This window comes from Rhodopseudomonas palustris (assembly GCF_003591005.1).
GTDB classification, from domain to species: Bacteria; Pseudomonadota; Alphaproteobacteria; order Rhizobiales; family Xanthobacteraceae; genus Rhodopseudomonas; species Rhodopseudomonas palustris_K.
Map to the genome: position 1 here is coordinate 346,257 of NZ_QYYD01000001.1, position 21,587 is coordinate 367,843.

General features: G+C 65.2%; 22 protein-coding genes. 18 read left to right on the forward strand and 4 right to left on the reverse strand.

From position 1 onward, the window contains the following. Positions 1-123: 123 nt before the first annotated feature. Positions 124-1,404 carry a DUF892 family protein gene (locus D4Q52_RS01635; protein ID WP_119854769.1) on the reverse strand — a complete coding sequence of 427 codons (1,281 nt, stop codon included), beginning with the start codon at positions 1,402-1,404 and terminating at the stop codon, positions 124-126. 941 nt (positions 1,405-2,345) lie between these two features. On the opposite strand from D4Q52_RS01635, the gene D4Q52_RS01640 reads away from it, so the two are divergent. The 3 genes from D4Q52_RS01640 to D4Q52_RS01650 all read left to right on the forward strand — a co-directional run bounded on the left by D4Q52_RS01640 (position 2,346) and on the right by D4Q52_RS01650 (position 4,232). Further along, complete coding sequence (locus D4Q52_RS01640; RefSeq protein WP_119854770.1) at positions 2,346-3,494, forward strand: GGDEF domain-containing protein; 1,149 nt, start codon at positions 2,346-2,348, stop codon at positions 3,492-3,494. A gap of 212 nt (positions 3,495-3,706) precedes the next feature. Beyond that, positions 3,707-3,916 (forward strand): hypothetical protein, encoded by a 210-nt coding sequence (locus tag D4Q52_RS01645; protein ID WP_234831025.1) that lies wholly within the window; start codon positions 3,707-3,709, stop codon positions 3,914-3,916. Continuing rightward, positions 3,903-4,232, forward strand: coding sequence for a type II toxin-antitoxin system PemK/MazF family toxin (locus tag D4Q52_RS01650; protein ID WP_119854771.1), 330 nt, complete (start codon positions 3,903-3,905; stop codon positions 4,230-4,232). Before D4Q52_RS01645 ends, D4Q52_RS01650 begins: the two co-directional genes overlap by 14 nt. A 169-nt stretch (positions 4,233-4,401) precedes the next feature. Here D4Q52_RS01650 and D4Q52_RS01655 read toward each other — a convergent pair whose 3' ends face one another. Beyond that, on the reverse strand, positions 4,402-4,827 hold the full coding sequence (locus tag D4Q52_RS01655; protein ID WP_119854772.1) for a DOPA 4,5-dioxygenase family protein: 426 nt from the start codon (positions 4,825-4,827) through the stop codon (positions 4,402-4,404). A gap of 312 nt (positions 4,828-5,139) precedes the next feature. After that, a complete protein-coding gene (locus D4Q52_RS01665) occupies positions 5,140-5,388 on the reverse strand; it encodes a DUF2442 domain-containing protein (protein ID WP_119854774.1) in 249 nt (82 codons plus the stop codon). A gap of 374 nt (positions 5,389-5,762) precedes the next feature. Between D4Q52_RS01665 and D4Q52_RS01670 the strand changes: the two genes are divergently transcribed. The 14 genes from D4Q52_RS01670 (at position 5,763) to D4Q52_RS01735 (ending at position 19,335) form a co-directional block, all read left to right on the forward strand. Further along, positions 5,763-6,407, forward strand: coding sequence for a TetR/AcrR family transcriptional regulator (locus tag D4Q52_RS01670; protein ID WP_119854775.1), 645 nt, complete (start codon positions 5,763-5,765; stop codon positions 6,405-6,407). Between the two features lie 94 nt (positions 6,408-6,501). Then, entirely contained in the window at positions 6,502-7,545 is a 1,044-nt protein-coding gene (locus D4Q52_RS01675; protein ID WP_119854776.1) for an NAD-dependent epimerase/dehydratase family protein, read from the forward strand. A gap of 66 nt (positions 7,546-7,611) precedes the next feature. Then, positions 7,612-8,310, forward strand: a complete 699-nt coding sequence (locus tag D4Q52_RS01680; protein WP_119854777.1) for a DUF4286 family protein — start codon at positions 7,612-7,614, stop codon at positions 8,308-8,310. 1 nt (position 8,311) lies between these two features. Next, the gene (locus D4Q52_RS01685; protein ID WP_119854778.1) at positions 8,312-9,160 is read left to right on the forward strand and encodes a fumarylacetoacetate hydrolase family protein; all 849 of its coding nucleotides are present in this window, start codon (positions 8,312-8,314) and stop codon (positions 9,158-9,160) included. 4 nt (positions 9,161-9,164) lie between these two features. Further along, positions 9,165-10,787 carry a GMC family oxidoreductase gene (locus D4Q52_RS01690; protein ID WP_119854779.1) on the forward strand — a complete coding sequence of 541 codons (1,623 nt, stop codon included), beginning with the start codon at positions 9,165-9,167 and terminating at the stop codon, positions 10,785-10,787. A gap of 206 nt (positions 10,788-10,993) precedes the next feature. After that, entirely contained in the window at positions 10,994-11,848 is an 855-nt protein-coding gene (locus tag D4Q52_RS01695) for an IclR family transcriptional regulator (RefSeq protein WP_182915190.1), read from the forward strand. A 22-nt stretch (positions 11,849-11,870) separates the two neighbouring features. Next, positions 11,871-12,830 carry a dihydrodipicolinate synthase family protein gene (locus tag D4Q52_RS01700; RefSeq protein ID WP_119854781.1) on the forward strand — a complete coding sequence of 320 codons (960 nt, stop codon included), beginning with the start codon at positions 11,871-11,873 and terminating at the stop codon, positions 12,828-12,830. Between the two features lie 132 nt (positions 12,831-12,962). Then, complete coding sequence (locus tag D4Q52_RS01705) at positions 12,963-14,111, forward strand: ABC transporter substrate-binding protein (protein ID WP_182915191.1); 1,149 nt, start codon at positions 12,963-12,965, stop codon at positions 14,109-14,111. Positions 14,112-14,163: 52 nt separating this feature from the next. Beyond that, positions 14,164-15,045 (forward strand): branched-chain amino acid ABC transporter permease, encoded by an 882-nt coding sequence (locus D4Q52_RS01710; RefSeq protein ID WP_182915192.1) that lies wholly within the window; start codon positions 14,164-14,166, stop codon positions 15,043-15,045. Positions 15,046-15,071: 26 nt separating this feature from the next. Continuing rightward, a complete protein-coding gene (locus D4Q52_RS01715; protein ID WP_182915193.1) occupies positions 15,072-16,049 on the forward strand; it encodes a branched-chain amino acid ABC transporter permease in 978 nt (325 codons plus the stop codon). After that, a complete protein-coding gene (locus tag D4Q52_RS01720; protein WP_119854785.1) occupies positions 16,046-16,765 on the forward strand; it encodes an ABC transporter ATP-binding protein in 720 nt (239 codons plus the stop codon). Before D4Q52_RS01715 ends, D4Q52_RS01720 begins: the two co-directional genes overlap by 4 nt. Further along, a complete protein-coding gene (locus D4Q52_RS01725; protein ID WP_119854786.1) occupies positions 16,758-17,456 on the forward strand; it encodes an ABC transporter ATP-binding protein in 699 nt (232 codons plus the stop codon). The genes D4Q52_RS01720 and D4Q52_RS01725 overlap by 8 nt, the downstream gene beginning before the upstream one ends. A gap of 78 nt (positions 17,457-17,534) precedes the next feature. After that, the gene (locus tag D4Q52_RS01730) at positions 17,535-18,422 is read left to right on the forward strand and encodes an NAD(P)-dependent oxidoreductase (RefSeq protein ID WP_119854787.1); all 888 of its coding nucleotides are present in this window, start codon (positions 17,535-17,537) and stop codon (positions 18,420-18,422) included. Between the two features lie 22 nt (positions 18,423-18,444). Next, complete coding sequence (locus D4Q52_RS01735) at positions 18,445-19,335, forward strand: amidohydrolase family protein (RefSeq protein WP_234831027.1); 891 nt, start codon at positions 18,445-18,447, stop codon at positions 19,333-19,335. Positions 19,336-19,439: 104 nt separating this feature from the next. Here the strand turns inward: D4Q52_RS01735 and D4Q52_RS01740 are convergent, their stop codons facing one another. Next, positions 19,440-19,931, reverse strand: coding sequence for a DUF2721 domain-containing protein (locus D4Q52_RS01740; RefSeq protein WP_234831028.1), 492 nt, complete (start codon positions 19,929-19,931; stop codon positions 19,440-19,442). Between the two features lie 313 nt (positions 19,932-20,244). On the opposite strand from D4Q52_RS01740, the gene D4Q52_RS01745 reads away from it, so the two are divergent. Then, the gene (locus D4Q52_RS01745) at positions 20,245-21,585 is read left to right on the forward strand and encodes an ABC transporter substrate-binding protein (RefSeq protein ID WP_182915194.1); all 1,341 of its coding nucleotides are present in this window, start codon (positions 20,245-20,247) and stop codon (positions 21,583-21,585) included. Positions 21,586-21,587 lie beyond the last annotated feature (2 nt).

A 21,587-nucleotide genomic window follows, 5' to 3' on the forward strand; every position in this document is an offset into this window, starting at 1 on the left:
CGTAGCCCGCATGAGCGACGCGACATGCGGGAATTCTGAGGCGTGGGGTCCCGCGTATCGCTGCGCTCACGCGGGCTACGGAGCTACGAAGCCGGCGCGCGGGGCGCCGGCTTCGCTTCAGCCTCAGGCGTCGAGCTCGGTTTGCTCGATTGCGGCCGGCATTCTGGCGACCGACATCAAGGTGCGGGCGACCTGGTTGAGCAGCTGATCGGCGTTCTGCTCCTCGGCCAGCGAGGTGGTGAGCAGCGCGACGATCGCCGAATGGCGCAGCTGCTGCGCGAGATTCTTCGCGGTGGTATAGGCGGAGATCTCGTAGTGCTCGACCCGCTGCGCGGCGCCGATCAGGCCGAGATCGGCGGCGGCGTCGGACTTGGCTTCGCCTTCCGCCATCACTTCCTCGCCTTCCTCGACGAGCCCCATCATGCCCTTGCACGGCTTGGCGCGCGCCGGCGCGCCGAGCAGCGACAGGCTTTCGGTGAGGCGCTCGACCTGCTGCTCGGTCTCCTGCAGATGCAACTCGAACAATTCGCGCAAGCGGTCGAACCGCGCGGCCTTGATCATCTTGGGCAGCGCCTTCAGCACCTGCTTTTCGGCGTGGAGGATGTCGCGCAGCTCGTCGACCAGGAGCTCGTTCATCTCCTCGTCGCCGGGCGGCGGCGCGCTCTCGGCGATGATCGGCGTCGCGTCGTCGGCGGCGGGCTGCTGCAGCGCAGGCGAGGACACGTATTCCCAGTCGCCGCCCTCGTTCCACGGTCCGCGCGTATCGATCTCGCCTTCGTCGCCGGCGCCGGTGGAATCGTTGAAGTACTGATCGACCAGCCCCGGCGTCGGCGCGATCGCGCCGATCGAGAACGCGGGCTTCTTCATGCTTTCCAGCGCGGCGGCGAACGCCTTCATGTGGGTGATTTCGCGCGTCATCAGGAATTGCAGCGCGTCCTTGGTGCCGGAATCGTCGCAGAAATTGATCAGCCGTTCATAGACGATCTTGGCGCGCGCTTCGGCGGCGATGTTGCTACGCAGATCGACGTCGAGCTCGCCGGTGATCTTCAGATAGTCCGCGGTCCAGGGATTGCCCTGCGAGTTGAACAGATTGACGCCGCCGCCGCCGGCGATCGCGATCAGCGGATCGGCCTCGGCGGCCTGGCGGTCGAATTTCGACGGCTTCAGATGCATCCGCGCCAGGCAGCCGACCACTTCGAGATGGCTGAGCTCCTCGGTGCCGATATCCATCAGCAGATCCTTGCGGTCCGGATCCTCGCAATTGAGCCCCTGGATCGAGTACTGCATCGCGGCCGCGAGCTCGCCATTGGCGCCGCCGAACTGCTCGAGCAGCATGTTGCCGAAGCGGACGTCGGGTTCGTCGACGCGGACGGTGAACATCAGTTTCTTGACGTGGTGATACATGGCGGACTTTCTGTGTCGAACTGACGGAAAGAAGAAGCCGGGCTCAACTGGCCGTGTCGAGCAGGGTTCCTAACGACGCGGCGCCGGGCATCGAGGTGCGGGCGCGGCAAGGATCAAATGAGATGAGGACGATCCCGGCATCTGCTGGAGCGTGGGGAGAGCGCGGCGAAACCCACGGTCACGCAACGTACGTGGCGATGGGTTTCGCTGCGCTCGACCCATCGGACGGGCGCCGGCTCTGCGTGTTAGCAAGCGGCCACGGTTCATCGATCTCGCGGCTCCGCTGAGCCCGAGCTGTGCGCCTGTCGCTTCACAGCGAGGGGCGGGGGCGCGCCGGTCGGCGCAAAGGGTGGTGAGTTCGCGATGGCTGCGAACCATCGCGCGACGCCTCGCGGCGCGCCCACCTGCGGCGATCTTTTGGCCGAAGGACCGTTCTTCCGGGACACGGCGAGCTTGCGGGCTTTCCCCGGCCTCGACCGTACCCGTCCAGCCTCTGAAGCGGCGGCCGCTCGTAGTAGCGGCGGACGGTGGCCCTCGGCCTCCCGGGCGCGCGGGTGCGAACCGCAACGCGCAGGACGCCGCGTCCGTCCGGTTTCACCAACCCACCGGGCCGGCTCCGCCGAACCATCGCCGAACCGGTGACCCGGCCCGCCGATCTGTCCCGCTTGACGACGCCTCGCGAAGCGCCCCCCACGGACAGGACGGAGCGGATTATAGTCATAGTAGGAATTTTGTCAAGAGGGAGCCCGTAGCCCGGATGAGCGCAGCGACATCCGGGAGCAGCCTCTCCGCGGCGCGAAGACCCCGAGTATCGCTGCGCTCACCCGGGCTACCCGATACGCACTTTGCAATCGCTAAAATTGCAGCGGGTGTGGTGTGGATTTGGACAGCGGTTCCATGCACAACACGCGGGCTTCAACGATGAGGTCGCGACGTTCGAAATGCAGGGGTCGGTTGTCAGAGTTACGCTGTCCCTGATCGGGCCCGGCATCATCGGCGTGTTCGGCTTGGCGTTTCTGGCGGCGTGGAGCTACGACCGGCGGCCGTATCTTAGCCTGCTGGCCGCGGCTTGTGCGCTGTTTGCGCTCGGCGCGTCGAGCCAGATCCTGTACGTGCCGCGCGACACCGGCCTTAACGCGATGGTGTCGGGCGCGCTCTACAGCTGCGCGGTGATCGCGGCGGTCGAGGGCGTGCTGATCCGCTCGGGCAGGGCGTTCGGCGTGTGGATCGACGTCGCGATCTTCGCGGCGTTTTCGCTGGCGCTGTATTATTTCTTCTACGTCGATCGCAGCCTGCTGGCGCGCATCTATGTGCAGAATTTCGGCTACGGGCTGTTGCTGTGCGTCGCGGCGCTGAGATTGTCGCAGTTGCGCAGCAGCCGGCTGGTCGACCGCATCCTGTTCTGGACGCTGCTGCTGTTCGGGCTGCACTTCTTTCCGCGTACGGTGTTCACGGTCGGCGTGTCGGCTCCGTCGGGTGGTCCACTTGGCTTTGCCGACTCGGTGTTCTGGCAGACGCTGCAGCTGTCGCTCGCCGTGCTCGGCGCCGCGCTGGCGATGGCGATCCTGGCGGCGTCGGTGTCCGACCTGATGGAGGATCTGCGCCGCGAACGCGATCTCGACCATCTGACGGGCCTCTTGAACCGCCGCGGCTTCGAGGCCGCGCTCGCGCCGCCGCTGCGCCGCGCGCCGGACGGCGCGTCGCTGATCCTGTGCGACGTCGATCATTTCAAATCGATCAACGATGGCTTCGGTCATGACGTCGGCGACGTCGTGCTGCAGGAGATCGGCGCCATCCTGCGCCGCACCGCGCGCAAGGGCGATCTGATCGGCCGGCTCGGCGGCGAGGAATTCGCGGTGTTCCTGCCGGACGCGTCACGGTCCGACGCCGCCGAATGCGCCGAGCGGCTGCGCAAGGCGATCGCCAGCAGCCGCATCCCCGCGCTCGGCGACCGGGCGGTGACCGCGAGTTTTGGCGTGGCGACGATCCGCGAGGCCGGCGACTGGACGGCGCTGTACAAGCTGGCGGACAGCCGCCTGTACCAGGCCAAGGCGGCAGGCCGCGACCGCACCGTCGACCGCGGCGCGTAGTTGCGCCGTCCGTAGCCCGGATGAGCACCGTAGCCCGGATGAGCGCAGCGATATCCGGGAGCGGCCTCTCCGCGGCGAAAACGCCCCGGGTATCGCTGCGCTCACCCGGGCTACGCAGTGCCGGCCACGCTCGACGGTCGGCGGCGCGACCCAAAATGGACTTGCGGCGCGCTCGTCAGGCGCTACGTTGAGGTGATGTGGTGGAGTGTGCGATGACCGCAGCCGACCGGATGAAGCTCAGTTCTGCGCAGCGCCAAGCGCGTGGGCTGCGGGAAGTGCGTCTGATCGTCGCCGATGCCCGTTCACGGACGGTGAGGCGGCGGGTTGCGAGGCACGTCGCCAGGTTGGACCCGGACGCCGAACGACAGGCGTTGGCGTGGATCGAATCCGTTTCGGAGTTCGATTCAGATGCGCCGCGGTGATCTCGTCACCGTCGCCGCGGCCGGCGATTACGGTAAGCCGCGCCCAGCGGTCATTGTCCAGACAGATGCTTTTCCGCAAACCCATGCCTCCGTCGTCGTCTGTCAGTTGACGTCAGAGTTGACCGAAGCCTCCGACTTCCGAGTGACCATCGAACCTCGGCCGGACAATGGATTGCGGGTTCGCTCGCAGGTGATGGCCGACAAGCCGGTCACGGTCAGGCGCGAACGGATCGGTAAAGCGATCGGGCGTCTCGGCGGCCAGGATATGGCTCGCGTGGGAGCGGCTTTGGCTTTTGTATTCGGTTTGGCGGATTGACCGCGCTTGGAGAATAGGGGATCCGTCCAAGCCTCGCTGCGTGCGGCCGACGCCCTCGTCGAGTGGCCGTAGCCCGGATGGAGCGCAGCGCAATCCGGGGGCGGCGCCTTGATCAGCGCAAGACCCCGGATTTCGCTTCGCTGCATCCGGGCTACGCTTGCTGCGCGCCTCACGGCACCAGATGCGGCGTGGTATTCACCACCGGCGCGGCCTCGGCCGTTGCCTCGCTCGGCAGCCTGTCGTCATGGATCGCCAGCGCGCGGCCGATCCAGAACGGGTCCGCCGCATGATCGCGCCGCGGGTTCGTCGTGTTGGGATGCACCAGGATGCTCAGGCCGCCGTGATTGAGCATCAGCCACGGCACCAGGCGCGCGAACACGTCGGTCGCAAATGCGATCTGAATCATCGCGCCGTCATGCGGCCCGACCCGGACATCGTGCCAGCGCCCGACCTGCACCGCAAACCGCTCCCCGATCCACCGCACCAGCCGCTCCGCCACCGGCCGCGTCGCCGCCGGGTCGTAATAGATATGGGCATGATAGCTGGCGATCTCGGCGAGCGGGCGAGGGCCGTCGGCAGGGGTCGTGTCGGTCATCGGTGGTGTCCTTGTGGCCCGGCATGCGGGGAAAGCAGCAGGGTGGCGCAGGAACGCGGCGAGATCCAGGACGGGGTGGACGCCTACGTCGTGGCGGCGTTCGCCGGCGGCCAGGGCAGCGAAGTCATCAGCCGCCGGTCGGAGCGCTGTAGCCCGGATGAGCGAAGCGACATCCGGGGAGCGGCCGATCAGCGGCGCAGCAGTCCCGGGTATCGCTCCGCTCACCCGGGCTACGATTGCTGACGCAGGCTAGGCACGGGCAGTGATGATCAGGTGCCCGGATTTCGCTTCGCTGCATCCGGGCTACGATTGCTACGCCACCGTCTCCGACGTTCGCGTCACGTCGCCGCGACCGGCCAACAGGCCGGCGACAGAGATGTCCTCATCGAGCGCTTCCCAGTGCAGCCCGACGCGGCTCAGTTCGACCTGCGCACGCTGCGCGGGCGTCGCCCGAAGCAGCCGCGGAAACCACGCCAAGGGTACGCCGAGGGTGCGGCCGTCCGACAGATCGACCCACATCGCATGGTCGTCAAACCGAACGCTAGTGGCCGAAATGGTCATGCCATGCTCTCAGGATGAGGTCGCATTGGTCTTCCTTGGAGGAGGAAAGCACTGAGGTCTAACGCGCCAACGTCTGCATTTCAATATGAGAGGAAAGGGATGCGTATCGGACGTCGGCGCGATAGCGAAGCGTATTTGGCCATCGCGTTTCGGGTGGCGGATTACGCTTCGCTAATCCGCCCTACGAGCGCTGTAGCCCGGATGAGCGAAGCGACATCCGGGGAGCGGCCGATCAGCGGCGCAAACAGTCCCGGATTTCGCTTCGCTGCATCCGGGCTACGCTTGCTCCAAGTTTGACCAATCCGGTCGAATAAGGGATGACGTAACGGACCCATCCAATTCGATCGGCCAAATCGGCCCCGGAAGCCGGTGTGATGACGACGCGACGCGCAAAGTCCAAGATCAACGCCAGGGATCCGCTTGCTACCAAGGCGAAGATTCTCGATGCGGCAACCCGTGAATTCGCGCTGCGTGGCTACGACGGCGCCCGCGTCGACGCGGTCGTCAAGCGTGCGCGCTGTAATATCAATCTGGTCTACCATTACTTCGGCAACAAGGAAAAACTGTTCATCGCCGTGATGGAGCGCGCCTATTCGCGAATCCGGTCGCACCATAAGGACATGGAACTTCGCAACGCCTCGCCGGAAGATGCGATGCGCGGCCTGATCGCCTCGACGTTTCGGATGTTCATCGAGTCGCCCGAAACGATCGGTTTGCTGGTGTCGGAGAACATCCACCACGCCCGGCACATCAAGAATTCGCCGCTGATCGTCAGCATGTATGACGCGCTGCTCGACTTCATGCGCGAGACGCTCGACCGCGGCGTCGCCAGCGGCGTGTTCCGGGCCGGGGTCGATCCGACCGACCTGTTCATCTCGATCAACGCCGAAGGCTATTTCTATCTGTCGAACCGCCACACGCTCGGTGTCATCCTGCATCAGGACTTCATGACCGAGGCGCGGCTGCGCCAGCGCGAGACCTTCATTACCGACGTCATCATGGGTTTCCTACGCCCCTGAAGGGCGCGTGAACTGACTATAAGCGTGCCGTGCCGCGCTTGACAGCCCCATGCCGAACTATTAAGTGAACGCTTAATAAAACGGAGGAAACAAAATGAGCGACTTCTTGCAGGCGCATGATCTCCCCGCGACCATCGAGACCGAGGAGGCGCTCGAAGAGCTGCTGTCGCGTCCGACGGTCTGGCTGCCGCAATTGCTCGAGCAGGCGCCCGGCGACATCATGGTGCTGGGTGTCGGCGGCAAGGTCGGCCCGACGCTGGCGCGGATGGCCAAGCGGGCCGCGCCCAACAAGCGCGTGATCGGCGTTGCGCGGTTCTCGGAGAAGGGTCTGCGCGAGCGGCTCGAGAGCTGGGGCATCGAGACGATCTCGTGCGATCTCTTGGATCGCAGCGCGCTCGAAGCGCTGCCGGATGTGCCGAATATCGTCTACATGGCGGGCAAGAAGTTCGGCACCGAGGTCGATCCGAGCTTCTCCTGGGCGATGAATACGCACGTTCCCGCAATGGTGGCGGAGCGTTTCCACAAGTCCCGCATCGTCGCGTTCTCGACGCTGTGCGTGTATCCGTTCGCGCCGATCTCCGGCGGCGGATGGGACGAGTCGGTGCAGCCCAGCGCGGCCGGCGACTACGCGACGAGCTGCGCCGGACGCGAGCGGATGTTCTCGTACTTCTCCCGCCAGCACAACACGCCCGGCCGCCTGATCCGCCTCAACTACGCGATCGATATGCGCTACGGCGTGCTCTACGATATCGCGCGCTGGGTCATGGATGGCACGCCGATTCCGATCGGCACCGCTTATGCGTCGGTGATCTGGCAGGGTGACAGCAACGCCCAGATTCTCGGCGCGCTCGCCCATGCCACCACGCCGACATCGCCGCTGAATGTCGGCGGTCCGGAGCATATGAGCGTGCGACTGGTCGCCGAAGAGTTCGGCCGCAAGTTCGGCCGCAAGCCGGTGTACGAGGGCGTTGAAGCCGAGACCGGCTGGTACAACACCACGCTGGCGGCGCAGCGCCTGTACGGCTATCCGACGGTGTCTCTGGCGCGGATGGTCGATTGGGTCGCTGACTGGGTGCAGCGCGACATGCCCTCGCACAACAAGCCGACGCATTACGAAGAGCGCGAAGGCCAGTTCTGATCGCAGCGCGATCAGTCGCATGCGCCGCGATCGTCGCGGCGCTCCTCGAGCCATTCGGATTCCGCCATGAGCAATGCTGCGACCTCGGGCTCCGGCCTGATGGCCTTTACGGCCGATATCGATGCCGACTACGTGCTGCGCTATCAGCAATGGCACAATTGCGAGCACATCCCGGAGCGGGTTTCCATTCCGGGCTTCATCGAGGGGCGGCGCTATCGCGCGGTCAGCGATGCACCGCATTTTCTGATGTTCTACGAAACCGACGCCACCAGCGTGCTGGCGTCGGACGCCTACATGGCGGCGCTCAATGCGCCGACCGACTGGACGCGCGAGGCGCTGACGCATTTCCGCAATCCGGTGCGCAGCATCTATTCGCGCGTCGCCGAGACCGGCGGCCCGACCGCGTGGCCGGCGCCTTACGTGACGGCGATGCAGTTCGATCTTCCGGACGGCGACGAGGACGATTGCGCCGGCGCCTGGCTCGAAGCGGTGGGGCATTGCGAGGGCGTGGTCCGCGCGCGGCTGTGGCGCGCCGACGCGGCGGTCGGCAACATCACCACCTCCGAGCGCAAGATCTATGGCGGCGGGCCGGGCAAGCAGGCGTATTTCGCCTTGATCGAGCAGAGCTTGCCGCCGGAGCGGCTGCCGGATCCGATCGCGGCGGGCGATGCGGCGCGCGCCGTGCGGCGCGCCGACGAGCAGCGCGGCAGCTATTGGCTGGAAATGGCGCTGCGCGCGCCCGAAACTTCTCATCGCGGGGCATGACATGAAGCTGGTCCGGTTTGGAAACATCGGCGAAGAACAGCCGGGACTGATCGATCAGGCGGGCGCGCTGCGCAGCCTGTCGGGCGTGGTCGGCGACATCGACGGAGCGGCGCTGTCGCCGCAAGGCTTGGCCAAGCTCGCCGCGGTCGACCCGGCGACACTGCCGCTCGCGCCGGCCGGCGTGCGGATCGGACCCTGCGTCGGCAAGGTCGGCAAGCTGATCGGCATCGGCCTCAACTACTCGGATCACGCCGTCGAATCCGGCCTGCCGGTGCCGACCGAGCCGATCGTGTTCATGAAGGCTACCAGCTCGATTTCGGGGCCGTACGATCCGGTCGAGATCCCCGCCGACGCCGAGAAGACCGATTGGGAGGTCGAACTGGCCTTCGTCATCGGCACCCGTGCCAAGAACGTCTCCGAGACCGATGCGCTGAAGCACGTCGCCGGTTACTGCATCGTCAACGATGTCTCCGAACGCGCCTGGCAGATCGAGCGCCAGGGGCAGTGGACCAAGGGCAAGAGCCACGACACCTTCTCGCCGATGGGCCCGTGGCTGGTGACGGCCGACGAGATCGCGGACTCCGGCAATCTGGGCATGCGGCTCGAGGTCAACGGCGTCAGTCGGCAGAACGGCTCGACCCAAACCATGATCTTCGGCGTCGCTTATCTGGTGAGCTATCTCAGCCGGTTCATGACGCTGCATCCCGGCGACGTCATCACCACCGGCACGCCACCGGGTGTCGGCCTCGGCATGAAGCCGCCGCTGTATCTCAAGGTCGGCGATGTGATGCGGCTGGAAATCGATGGGCTCGGCCATCAGCAGCAGACGGTCGTGCTGGAAGGCAGCTGAGCCGATGGACGCGCCGCAGCCGACATCGATCGGGCAGTTCGACTACATCGTAGTCGGCGCCGGAACGGCCGGCTGCGTGCTCGCCAACCGCCTCAGCGCCGACCCGAACGCTCGGGTGCTGCTGCTCGAAGCCGGCGGCAGCGACAATCGGCTGTGGGTGCATATTCCGGTCGGCTATCTGTACACGATGGGCGACCGCCGACTGGACTGGTGTTTCAAGACCGAGCCGGAGCCTGGGCTCAACGGTCGGGCGCTCGACTATCCGCGCGGTAAAGTGCTCGGCGGCTGCTCATCGATCAACGGCATGATCTATATGCGCGGGCAGGCGGCCGACTATGACGGCTGGCGCCAGATGGGCAATGCCGGCTGGGGCTGGGACGACGTGCTGCCGTATTTCATCAAGTCCGAACATCACTACGGCGCGGCTGACGATTATCACGGCGTGAGCGGCGAGCTGCGCGTCGAACAGCAGCGGCTGCATTGGCCGGTGCTTGATGCGGTGCGCGAGGCTGCGGCCGAGCTCGGCATTCCGCCGGTCGATGATTTCAACCGCGGTGATAATGAAGGCGCGGGCTACTTCGCCGTCAACCAGCGCCGCGGCTTGCGCTGGAACGCCCGCAAGGCGTTCCTCGATCCGGTCCGGCATCGCCGCAATCTGCGCATCGAAACCGGCGCCGAGGTCGAGCGCATCACGCTCGCGGACGGGCATGCGACCGGCATCGAGTTCGGCAGGGCCGGGCGCCGGCTACGCGCCGATGTGACGCGCGAAGTCGTGCTCGCGTCCGGCGCGATCGGCACGCCGAAGCTGCTGGAGCTGTCGGGCATCGGACCCGGCGAGGTGCTGTCGCAGCACGGCATCGCGGTTAAGCACGAGCTGCCCGGCGTCGGCGAGAACCTGCAGGATCATCTGCAGATCCGCACCGTGTTCGGCATCACCGGCGCGCGCACGCTGAACGACATGACCGCCGGCTGGTCCGGCAAACTGCGCGTCGCGGCGGAATATGCGCTGCGGCGCAGCGGGCCGATGGCGATGGCGCCGAGCCAGCTCGGCATTTTCACGCGCTCGTCCAGCGCCTATGCCAGCGCCAATATCGAGTATCACGTCCAGCCGCTGTCGCTGGAAGCGTTCGGCCAGCCGCTGCATCGTGAGCCGGCGCTCACCGTGTCGGTGTGCAATCTGCGCCCCGAGAGTCGCGGCAGCTGCCATATCGGCAGCGCGTCGCCCGGGGACGCGCCGCAGATCCGGCCGAACTATCTGTCCACCGAAGCGGATCGCATCGTCGCGGCCGACAGTATCCGGCACGCCCGCAAGCTGATGGCGACGCGCCGGCTGAGCGGATATCGCCCGATCGAATTGAAGCCAGGCCCGACCGTCACGAGTGACGATCAGCTCGCCCGCGCGGCCGGCGACATCGCGACGACGATCTTCCATCCGGTCGGGACGGCACGGATGGGGCAGGATGCGATGGCCGTGGTGTCACCCGAACTTGCCGTGCACGGCATCCGGCGTCTGAGTATCGCAGACGCATCGGTGATGCCGACGATCCCGTCAGGCAACACCAATGCGGCCGTGACCATGATCGCCGAGAAGGCTGCCGATTTCATCCGCGCACGGAGCCGCGCGTAGCAATGCCCGGCCTGGCAAACATCCCGCATTTAACGGTTGTGCCGGGAGCGCCTGGTTATCGCGCAAAACTTGCTCGCCAGCTCAAGTCATCGCTTGACAGCGCACCGCCGCTGCTACCTAATGTAACGGCGTTACCCCAGAAGAGTAACGGCATTGCAGCGACGATAACGGCCACAAAGGCCGACGTCGAGGTGGAGAACATCCGGATGGCCGGAGCCTCTGAGGGAGCGAAACGCGGCGCGGCGAAGCCGGTGGAAACCACCGTGCTGGCGGTCGAGCGCGCATTGGAGATGATCCAGCTGCTATCCGGCGCCGCAGACGGCCTGACGCTTGCGGAGATCTCGCGCGAACTGATCGTCAACAAGGCGATCGCCTCCCGCCTGCTCGAAACGCTGGAACACGCCGGCTACGTCTGGCGTGATGACGTCGCGCAGCGCTACTACCTGACCTATCGCATCAGCAATCTCGGCCTGCGGCAGCTGCAGCAATCCGGCCTGCTGGGACAATGCTCGAGCCTGCTGGAGGATCTCGCGGAGCGCACCGGCGAGCTGGTGCGTTTGTCGGTGGTCGAACGCGGCGAGAAGATCATCTGGGTCTATGCGGTGGTCGGCACGCGACGCACGCTACGCATCGACCCCAATTTCAACTTCGACGTCAGCCTGCACAGCCACGCGACCGGCAAGGCCTGGCTGATGACACTGCCGTTCGAACGCGCCGCGCAGCTGGTCGAGCAAGCCGGCATGCCGCGCCTGACGCCGCACACGCGCGTCGCCTACCAGGCCCTGCGCGAGGAGCTCGACGCCGCCGCCCGCCGCGGTTTTGCGCTAACTTTCGAGGAGAATGAGGTCGGGGTCGGCGCCGTCGCCGCGCCGATCATGGCGCCGCGGCTGTCCGGCGCCACCGAATGCGTCGGCGTCGTCTCGGTGGCGGCGCCGACCAATCGCATGACTCGTGCTCAGATCGAAGCCTGCGGTCCGATGGCGGCCGAAGTCGCGTCGCGCCTGGCGCTGATGTGGCCGCTGGACGAGCGCTATCCGCTGCAACTGCAACGACACGCCTGACTTTGGAACGCCGGAGACCGACATGATCCGCTTCAAGAACGATATGCCCCACGGCGTCATTCCGGCCGTGCTGCTGCCCTTCCACGACGACTTCTCGATCGACGAGGCGAGCTTCCGCAGCCACTTGCGCGACGTCGCCGCGGTCGAGGGACTATCGGCAGTCACGGTCAACGCGCACTCGACCGAAGTCGCGTCGTGCACGGCGGACGAGCAGCGCCGCGTGCTGGAGATCACCACCGAGGAAGTCGGCGATCGTCTGCCGATCGTGCACGGCGTCTGGGCCGACGGCAGCCTCGAGGCGGCGCGGATCGCCGAGCGCGCCCAGGCGGGCGGATCATCCGCGCTGCTGGTGTTTCCGCCGGCGCCGTTCACGCTCGGGCAGAACGCCGACATGGCGATCGCGCACTTCAAGACCATCGCGGCGGCGTCCGATCTGCCGATCATCCTGTTCCAGTATCCGCTGGCAACCGGGCAGGGCTATCCGCTGGCGACGCTGACGCGTCTCATGGACGAGGTGCCCAGCATCCGCGCCATCAAGGACTGGACCCAGAGCGTGCAGCAGCACGAGACGCAGGTCCGCGTGCTGCAGTCGCGCAGCCGCCCGGTCAACGTGCTGTCGACCAACAGCGCGTGGCTGTTCAGTTCGCTGGTGCTGGGTTGCAACGGTTTGCTATCCGGCAGCGGCAGCGTCATCGCCGATCTGCAGGCGCGGCTGTTCCGCGCCGTGCAGGCTGACGATCTCGCCGAGGCGCGCCGTATCAACGACCAGATCAATCCGATCGCCAGCGTGTTCTACTCCGATCCGTTCGTCGACATGCACAATCGGATGAAGGAAGCGCTGGTGCTGCTCGGCAAGTTGCCGCGCGCGGTGGTCCGTCCGCCGCTGGTCAAGCTGAAAGAGCCGGAGATCGCGCGCATCCGGCAAGGGCTGATCGATGCCGGGCTGCTCGATGCCTCCGGCAAACGGAGAGAGGCTGCCTAACTAACTCACGATACGGCAAGGCGGGCATCAGATCCGCCGGTCGCCGACAAAACAAAAAGCAAATCCAAGGGATAGGAAACCAACATGACACCTCGATCTTCCGTGTTAGCCGTCGCCATGGCGTCGGCGTCGATGACGCTCGTCTCCATGACGGCGATGGCGCAGGACAAGCCGCCCGTCAAAATCGGCTTCGTCACCGAACTCACCGGTCCATGGAGCTTCTTCGGCACCAGCTGCGTCGCCGGTCTGAAGCTCGCTGAAAAGAACCTCAACCCTCCCGGTAAGCGCAAGATCGAGTTCGTCATTGCCGACGATCAGACCAGCCCGGCGCAAGCGGTCGCCGCGTCGCGCAGCCTCGACGTTCAGGACAAGGTGCTGGCGCTCAGCGGTCCGACCAGCTCGGACACCGGCCTTGCTGTGTACGGCTATGCCGAGCAGAACAAGGTGCCGTTCGTGGTGCCGGTGGCGGCGTTTCCGCAGCTGACCAAGCCGGGCACGCGCTACACCTTCCGGCTCGAACCCGACGCGGTCGGCTGGGGCTACGCGATCTCGAAGTTCGTCGAGAAGCAGAAGCCCGGCGGCAAGATCGCGATGATCTATTCCGACTACGCGCTGATGCGCGCGATCACTGCGGGCATCAAGTATCAGGCGCCGCGCTCGGGCCTGAGCATCGTCGCCGACATCGCTTTCCCGCAGGGCTCGAGCGACGCCACCGTCCAGGCGGCGCAGATCCTCGCCGCCAAGCCGGACTTCGTCGTCGTTTCCGGCGCCGGCGGCTTTGACAACACCATCACCAACCAGCTGCTCGATCTCGGCGTCAAGCCCGAGCAGATCATCCATCCGTTCGGCATCACCACCCAGGTGATCAACTGGGGCAAGCGCAGCGTCGGATCGTATTACGGCACGTTCTTCGACTCCAATCTCGACTCGCTGACGCCCGAGGGCAAGACCTTCGTCTCGGACTTCATCGCCCAGAACGACCGCCCACCGTCCTACGGCGAGAACTTCTGCTACGTCACCGCCAACGTGATCCGCGAGGCGATCGACAAGAATCCGGAAGCTGCGGACGACCGCGAGAAGTTCCGCGATGCGATGTCGGCGCTGAAGACCAAGGAGACGACGTCTGGCGTGCCGATCGAGTTCGACAAGAACGGCGCCCGCATGGAGTACATGTACTTCATGCAGATCAGCGACGTGGCGCCGAAGACCTACAAGGCGAAGCAGAGCTTCTACATCGAATGGGATCCGGAAGTGATCCCGGTCTACACCTTGGTCAAGTGATCATCAGGGCCGCCGCTTGCCGGCGGCCCGTCTCTCCCGAGGAGTAGCACGCGTGTCCGACGCGAATCTCATCATTCTTCTGTCGACCATCTCGACCGGGTTGATCCTGGGCTCGATCTTCGCGCTCGTCGCGGTCGGCGTCACGATCGTTTACGGCTCGATCTGGATGCCGAACGCCGCCAACGGCCAGTTCTTCGTGCTGGCCGCGCTGTTCGGCTGGACCATGACGGTCAGCTGGGGCGTGCACCCGGCGATCGCTGCGATCCTGGTGATCGGCGTCAGCGTGCCGCTGTCCTACGCGCTGGAATACGTACTGGTGCGACGATTCTACGACGTGCCCAATCGCAACATCTCCTATTTCGTCCTGAGCCTGGGCATCACCCAGATCCTGACCGGCATATTCTCGTCGACCTATGGGCGCTGGAGTGACCAATTCCAGCTGCCGCCGCTGGTCAGCGGCATCACCTTCGTCGGGCCGTTGCCGATCGCCACGAATCGCTTGGTCGTGTTGGCACTGGCGCTGGCGATCCTTGCCGCGTTGTTCGCGCTGCTGCGCTTTCACCGCTACGGCCGCGCGATCCGCGCCGTGTTCCAGAACCGCGACGCCGCCGCGCTGCGCGGCGTCAACGTCAAGGCCAGCTACAGCCTGTCCTTCGCGCTCGGCAACGCGGTGATCTTCGCCGGCGGCATCCTGTTCGCGCTGGCCTACAGCTTCGATCTCACCGTGGCGTGGACGATGTCGATCACGGCGTTCGCCATCATGATTATCGGCGGGCCGGGCTCGGTGCTCGGCGCGCTGATCGTCGGCATGGTGTTCGGCTTCACCCAGGCTGCCGTCAGCACGGTGGCCAGTCCGACGATCGCGGCGTTCTCGTATCTCGGCGCGATGCTGCTGATCCTGCTCTTCAAACCGTCGGGGCTGTTCGCGCGATGACACCTGTTGAACGAAGCAAAGACTTCATGCTGCGCGGGGCAGGGCACGGCCTTCCGCTCGCATGTTTCGCCGTGCTGGCATTCGCGACGCCGTTCCTGCTGTCGGGCAACCGCTATCTGGGCTTCGTGGCCGGCGTCACGATGATCCATATCCTGTGGGCCTGCGGCATGAACCTGCTGTACGGCTACACCGGGCTGATGCCGCTGATGTTCGCCGGCCTCGCCGGGATCAGCGCCTACACGGTGGTCGACCTCACTGCCTCGGGCTGGTCGTTCTGGCTGGCGCTGCCGGTCGGCGCACTGGCGGCGTCGATTTCCGGCACCATCCTCGGGCTGCCGTCGCTGCGCCTGAAGGGGTTCTACTTCACGCTGTGCTCGCTGGTGATCCAGACCGTCGTCACGTTGGCCTTCGTCTACTTTGCTGGATGGACCAATGGCGACACCGGCATCTCGCAGATCCCGCAGCCGACGTTTGCCGGCACGCCGCTCTCCGGGCTGTCGTATGATCTGGTGCTCGCTGGTGCAGCCGTGCTCGGCGTGATCACGTTGATCGCAATCGTCTACTCGAGCTTGGGCCGCCGGCTCATCGCGGTGCGTGAGGACGACGAACTCGCCGGCATGCTCGGCATCAACGTCACCGGCTACAAGATGATCGCCTTCTTCATCGGCTCGCTGTTCGCCGGCATCGGCGGCGCGCTCTACGCGCCGTATATCGGCTTCATCTCGCCGCGGTCGTTCGACGTGCTGATCAGCATGAACATCTGGCTGATGGTCGCGTTCGGCGGGCGCGGCACGATCTGGGGGCCGGTGATCGGCGCCATCCTGCTCGCGCCGTTGTCGTTCCTGCTGCAGGAATACTACACGGTCAAGGACGTGCTGTACGGCCTGTTGATCATCGTGGTGATCGTGGTGATGCCCGGCGGAATCGCCAGCGGCTTCCAGCGCCGGAAGCGCGAGGCTCCCGCAGCCCTTGACGTTCCGGTGTCGCGCGGGAGTGCAAAATGAACAAGGACGTCCTGCTCGACGTGAAGGCGGTGTCGAAGCGGTTCGGCGGCGTTGCTGCCCTGAAGGGCATCGATCTGCTGCAGCACCGCGGTGAAACGCTGGGCATGATCGGACCGAACGGCTCCGGCAAGACCACCTTCGTCAACGTCATCTCGGGCCATATCAAGCCGAACAGCGGATCCGTGGTGTTCGATGGCGAGTCGTTTGCTGGCAGTAATCCGTTTCGCATCGCCAAAGCCGGTTTGACGCGCACGTATCAGGCGGTGCGGGTGTTCGGCGAACTCACCGTGCGCGACAATGTCGCCACTGCGCTGGTCGATGCCCGTGACCCGGCATCGCCGGAGGCCGTGGCAGAGATCGCCGATTGGCTGCGCATCGGCCATCGCTTCGACGCCCGCGCCGGCAGCCTGACGCTGATGGAGCAGCGCCAGGTCGAATTGCTGATGCGGCTGGTACAGAAGCCGAAGCTGATGATGCTCGACGAGCCGGTCGGCGGTCTGTCGTCGGCGGAAGTCCGGACCATGATCGGCGTGCTGTCGGAACTCAAGGGCCGCTGCACCATCTTCGTCATCGAACACACCATGAAGGTGATCCGCGAACTCGCCGACAAGGTCGTGGTGCTGATGGCCGGCGAGAAGCTCGCCGAGGGGCCGCCGGCGCAGATCCTGTCGGACCAGCGCGTGATCGATCAATATCTCGGGACAGCAGATGCTTGAAATCGAAGATCTGACGGTTCGCTACGGGCCGTTTCTGGCGGTCGACCGCCTGGCGATGAGCGTCGGCAAAGGCGAGATCGTCGGCGTCGTTGGGCCGAACGGCGCCGGCAAGTCGTCGATCGTCAAGGCGATCGGCGGCCTGGTCGAACCGAAGTCGGGACGGCTGACGTTCGACGGCAAAGAGTTGCAGTCGGTGCCGACGCACAAGCGGATCGCGCTCGGCATCTCGATCGTGCCCGAAGGCCGCGGTCTGTTTCCGCGCATGTCGGTCGAAGAGAACCTGGTCATCGCCGGCGATCCGCTGGGTGATACCAAACGCGTGCTGCGCAATATCGAGCGCTGCTACGCGTTGTTCCCGATCCTGAAGGAGCGACGCTGGCAGGCGGCGGGTACGCTGTCGGGCGGCCAGCAGCAGATGGTCGCGGTGTCGATGGGACTGATGCCGGACCCGCGCTTGCTGATCCTCGACGAGCCGTCCTTGGGGCTGGCACCGATCGTGATCGGCGAGATCGGCCGCGCGTTGTCGCTGCTTGGCGCCGAGGGGCTCACCGTCGCGCTGTTCGAGCAGAATGCCAAGCTGACCTGCAGCGTGGCCGGGCGGATCTACATTCTGGCCAGCGGCGCGGTCCGTCATCACGACCGGGCAGAGGATCTGCTGAAGAACCCCGAGATCCTCGATCACCTGATGTAGCGAGACCAGAGTCTCATCCGGCGGCCGTGCCTTGCGCATCGGATTGCGCCGGTGCGAACGCAGCTGAAAGGCACGGCTATGAAAATCGGCGTTGCAGGACTGGGGCGGATGGGCGGCGCGATCGCGCGCCGGCTGATCGACGTCGGTCACGAGGTCGCGGTGTGGAACCGGTCCGCCGAAAAGGCGGCCCCGCTCGCCGAGCTCGGTGCAGCGATCGCCGCTTCGCCGAAGGACCTGGCGCAGCGCAGCGAACTCATCATCACCCTGCTGACCGATGCCGATGCGATCGAGCAGGTATACGGCGGCGAGGCGGGCATGCTCGCCGGACCTGTCGCCGGCAAGCTGTTCGTCGAAATGAGCACGGTGCAGCCGTCGGCCGAGCAGGCGCTGGCGCAGCGCGTGACGGCTTGCGGGGGCTCGCTGCTGGAATGCCCCGTCGGTGGCACCGTTGGGCCGGCGCTGAGCGGCAAGCTGCTGGGATTTGCCGGCGGCGCGCAGGCGGACTTCGACCGGGCCAGGCCTGTGCTCGAGCAGCTCTGCCGCCGGGTCGAGCTGATGGGGCCGATCGGGGCGGGGGCCAGCATGAAGCTCGCGGTCAATCTGCCGCTCGCGGTGTTCTGGCAAAGTTTCGGCGAGGCCTATGCGCTGTGCCGCCATCTCGGCCGTGATCCGGCCTGGATGGTCGAACTATTCGCCGAAACCTCGGGCGCGCCGAACGTGCTGCGCGCGCGGGGCGGCGCGGTGGCCAACGCGCTGCAAGCCAAAGATCCCGGCTCTGCGACGTTCGACTGCGACTCGATCCGCAAGGATCTGCGCACCATGGTGGCCGAGGCCGAGGCGCTGGGCTTTGCGCTGCCGGTCGCGCAGCAGACGCTGAAGGTGTTCGACCAGGCCAGCGAGGCGGGCTGGGGCGGACGCGACTGCACCGAACTGCCGGCCTATTGGCCGCCGACCCGATCAACCTGAACTGCCGCGTGGAGACTAAGCGATGAAGCCGATCCTGACCATCGATGGACATCATCACATCTGGCGGCTGAAGGATCTAACCTGGCTGTTGGGGCCGCAGGTGCCGCGGATCTTCGGCCCGTACGAGCCGATCTGCCGGGACTACACGATCGACGAGTACCGCGCCGATATCGCCGCGTGCAACGTGGTCAAGTCGATCTATGTGCAGACCAACTGGCCGGCCGGCCAAAGCCTCGATGAAGCGCGCTGGGTGCAGTCGGTCGCCGACGCCACCGGATGGCCGCACGCCAACGTCGCGCATGCCGATCTGGCCGATCCCGCGGTCGGCGATCTGCTAAAACAGCTCCACGCCCTGCCGCTGACCCGCGGCATCCGTCAGCAGCTGCACTGGCACAGCAATCCGCAATACAGTTTTGCCCCGCGCCCCGATGTGATGAACGATCCCGCCTGGCGACGAGGGCTGAGCCTGGTGACGGAGCTCGGGCTGCTGTTCGAGCTGCAGGTGTTCACCTCGCAGATGGCCGACAGCGTTCGCCTCGCGCGCGATTTTCCCGACACCATCTTCGTGTTGGAGCACGCCGGGATGCTGGAAGATACTTCGCCGGAGGGTTGGCAGGCCTGGCGCGACGGCATGTCGGCGCTGGCGGACTGTCCTAATGTCAACGTCAAACTATCCGGGCTCGGCACGTTCGACCATGCCTATCGTTTCGAAGTCATCGCACCGATCATCAAGCAGACGGTGGAGCTGTTCGGGGCGAAACGGTGCCTGTTCGGAAGTAATTTCCCGATCGAAAAGCTTTGGACCGACTACCAGTCTCTTTATCGGACGTTTCGGCGCGCGATTGATCATCTGACTGAGGCGGAGCAAACCGAGATCCTGTTCAATACCGCGGCGCGTCTGTACCGGATCTAGGCGAGCGTAGGCGGTGCAGGAAACTGAAACGACCAAGCCGCATGGCGGGGGACAAAAGATCATCGCAGTCCCCTCCATTCGAAATCTCCAAGCCCGCTATTCGTCTATATTCGCAAGTCGTTATCATGCAACGCGATCCGCGTTTCGCGCGCGAGATCGACAAGGGACGCACAAAACGCAAGCATCGCGGCCGTGAACAGGATAGCGACGCCGTGTTCGTGCGCGAGGCGCAGCAGCGAACTGATGAAGGCGACGATGATGATCAGCGAAGTCAGGATCGCAGCGATGACGGCAAAGTACAGTGATCGATTGAGCAGCGCGGCACGCCGGCGAAGCCTCGACAGATCATTCTTGAGGAATGACCTTTCTCTGTCATCGTCCGAAATTCCATGAACGAACTGCGCCCGCTCGATCACTCGATTGATCTTAGTGACCAGCACAGAGATGAATGCCGCGACCGCCCCGAGTAGAAATGCCGGCGCCGCGACATTGGCGATGATGTGGCCGAACTGATCGATCGACGGCGTCACCGGCAGCAGATTCGATACGTCTGACATGGACAGACTCTCGACGGTTAAGCGGTCCTGGCCGCTCAATACGGTATATTACCACACCTCGGTCTCGGCTTCCGGAGCCGTCGCGGCCGCGCGTCAGATCACGGGCGGCCATCTCAATCCGACGGTCAACATTTCCTTCGCTGCCAGACTTCGAGCCGACGTCGATCTTCTGCTCGAGTTGTGCCCATTGCAACCAGTGGCTTCTCGCTTCCGGAGGAGGCGCCTTCCAGATTGACTTTGTCATAACATTCGGGAAATGTCGTGACTTAACCGGTGCCATAAAACCGGAGCAAGGGAGGACCACATGGCCTTTGAGCCGACCAGACGAGCCGTTTTGCGGACCGGCGCGGCGATGACTGCGTTGTTATCCGCCCCCGCCTTGATCGGCCGGGCACGTGCCCAGGACGGGGATCTCGCGCCTTACAAAGCCGCAAAAATCGATTGGCAGCAGTTCAAGGGCGAGCAGATCACCGTCGCGGTGATCCCGGCCAGCTACTTCGAGAACCTGATCACGCTCGCACCGCAGTTCAAGGAACTCACCGGCATCGACGTGCGCTTCGAGAAAATCCCGCCGGCGCAGATCCGGCAGAAGAGCGTCATCGACCTCACTTCCAAGACCGGCACCTACGCGACGCACGCGGCCGATCCGATGTACTTTGCGCTTTATGCGGCGAACAAATGGGTCGAGCCGCTGGATACGTATCTGGCCGACAAATCATTGACCGACGCCGAGTGGTTCAAGTTCGACGACATCATTCCGGCCTGGCGCAGTGCCGACAGCGTCGACGGCAAGCTGTACGGCATGCCGTATGACGGTGAAGTCACCATTCAGGTCTATCGCAAGGATCTGTTCGAGGCCAAGGGCCTGAAGCCGGCCGACACGCTCGAGCAGTACATGTCGAACGCTGCGGCGCTGAATGCGCCGAACGAACGGGTCTGGGGCGCGGCGCTGCGCGGCGTCGCCGGTGCCGGGCAGAATATGTACATCTACCCGTCGCTGTTCCGCGAGTTCGGCGGCGAGTGGATGAAAGGCGGCAAGCTCACCGTCAACGGCCCGGAAGCCGAGGCTGCGCTGGCCTGGTACGTCGACCTGATGCGCAAATACGCGCCGACGGCCGCGGCGAACTGGAACTGGCCGGACATCGCAGACGCGTTCTCGCAAGGCACCGTGGCGAGCTACATCGACGCGCATTCCTCCGCCTCGGTTATCAACAATCCGGACAAGTCCAAAGTGATCGGCAAGGTTGCCTATGCGCGCTGGCCGAAGGGGCCGGGCGGCAAGCGCACCACCTCGATCTGGAACTGGGGCTTCCCGATCAATGCCGCGCTGCCCGACAAGAAGAAGAAGGCGACGTGGCTGTTCATCCAGTGGGCCGCCAGTGCCGAAACCCAGGCCCGCACGGCGCATCGCTTCGCCGGATCGACCAAGCGCTCGGGCGTCAACCGCAGCTCGATCTGGCGCGATCCGGACTACGTCAAGCTGATGAACGGCTTCGGCGACAATTTCGTCGAGGCGACGATGCAGTCGCTCGAGCAGGACACCGATGTCGACTGGCGGCCGCGCGTGCCGCAATGGCCGGCGATCGGCGACACCATGGCGACGGCGATTCAGGCTGCACTGTCGGGCCAGGCCACCGTCAAGGCCGCGCTCGACGACGCACAGAAGCGTATCGAACCGATGATGCGCGGCTGAGC

What these genes read in the sequence shown, in the direction of transcription:
- D4Q52_RS01635 (WP_119854769.1), bottom strand. Translation starts at nt 1,404, where the DNA reads ATGTATCACCACGTCAAGAAACTGATGTTCACCGTCCGCGTCGACGAA.
- D4Q52_RS01640 (WP_119854770.1), top strand. Translation starts at nt 2,346, where the DNA reads ATGCAGGGGTCGGTTGTCAGAGTTACGCTGTCCCTGATCGGGCCCGGC.
- D4Q52_RS01645 (WP_234831025.1), top strand. Translation starts at nt 3,707, where the DNA reads ATGACCGCAGCCGACCGGATGAAGCTCAGTTCTGCGCAGCGCCAAGCG.
- D4Q52_RS01650 (WP_119854771.1), top strand. Translation starts at nt 3,903, where the DNA reads ATGCGCCGCGGTGATCTCGTCACCGTCGCCGCGGCCGGCGATTACGGT.
- D4Q52_RS01655 (WP_119854772.1), bottom strand. Translation starts at nt 4,827, where the DNA reads ATGACCGACACGACCCCTGCCGACGGCCCTCGCCCGCTCGCCGAGATC.
- D4Q52_RS01665 (WP_119854774.1), bottom strand. Translation starts at nt 5,388, where the DNA reads ATGACCATTTCGGCCACTAGCGTTCGGTTTGACGACCATGCGATGTGG.
- D4Q52_RS01670 (WP_119854775.1), top strand. Translation starts at nt 5,763, where the DNA reads ATGACGACGCGACGCGCAAAGTCCAAGATCAACGCCAGGGATCCGCTT.
- D4Q52_RS01675 (WP_119854776.1), top strand. Translation starts at nt 6,502, where the DNA reads ATGAGCGACTTCTTGCAGGCGCATGATCTCCCCGCGACCATCGAGACC.
- D4Q52_RS01680 (WP_119854777.1), top strand. Translation starts at nt 7,612, where the DNA reads ATGAGCAATGCTGCGACCTCGGGCTCCGGCCTGATGGCCTTTACGGCC.
- D4Q52_RS01685 (WP_119854778.1), top strand. Translation starts at nt 8,312, where the DNA reads ATGAAGCTGGTCCGGTTTGGAAACATCGGCGAAGAACAGCCGGGACTG.
- D4Q52_RS01690 (WP_119854779.1), top strand. Translation starts at nt 9,165, where the DNA reads ATGGACGCGCCGCAGCCGACATCGATCGGGCAGTTCGACTACATCGTA.
- D4Q52_RS01695 (WP_182915190.1), top strand. Translation starts at nt 10,994, where the DNA reads ATGGCCGGAGCCTCTGAGGGAGCGAAACGCGGCGCGGCGAAGCCGGTG.
- D4Q52_RS01700 (WP_119854781.1), top strand. Translation starts at nt 11,871, where the DNA reads ATGATCCGCTTCAAGAACGATATGCCCCACGGCGTCATTCCGGCCGTG.
- D4Q52_RS01705 (WP_182915191.1), top strand. Translation starts at nt 12,963, where the DNA reads ATGACGCTCGTCTCCATGACGGCGATGGCGCAGGACAAGCCGCCCGTC.
- D4Q52_RS01715 (WP_182915193.1), top strand. Translation starts at nt 15,072, where the DNA reads ATGCTGCGCGGGGCAGGGCACGGCCTTCCGCTCGCATGTTTCGCCGTG.
- D4Q52_RS01720 (WP_119854785.1), top strand. Translation starts at nt 16,046, where the DNA reads ATGAACAAGGACGTCCTGCTCGACGTGAAGGCGGTGTCGAAGCGGTTC.
- D4Q52_RS01725 (WP_119854786.1), top strand. Translation starts at nt 16,758, where the DNA reads ATGCTTGAAATCGAAGATCTGACGGTTCGCTACGGGCCGTTTCTGGCG.
- D4Q52_RS01730 (WP_119854787.1), top strand. Translation starts at nt 17,535, where the DNA reads ATGAAAATCGGCGTTGCAGGACTGGGGCGGATGGGCGGCGCGATCGCG.
- D4Q52_RS01735 (WP_234831027.1), top strand. Translation starts at nt 18,445, where the DNA reads ATGAAGCCGATCCTGACCATCGATGGACATCATCACATCTGGCGGCTG.
- D4Q52_RS01745 (WP_182915194.1), top strand. Translation starts at nt 20,245, where the DNA reads ATGACTGCGTTGTTATCCGCCCCCGCCTTGATCGGCCGGGCACGTGCC.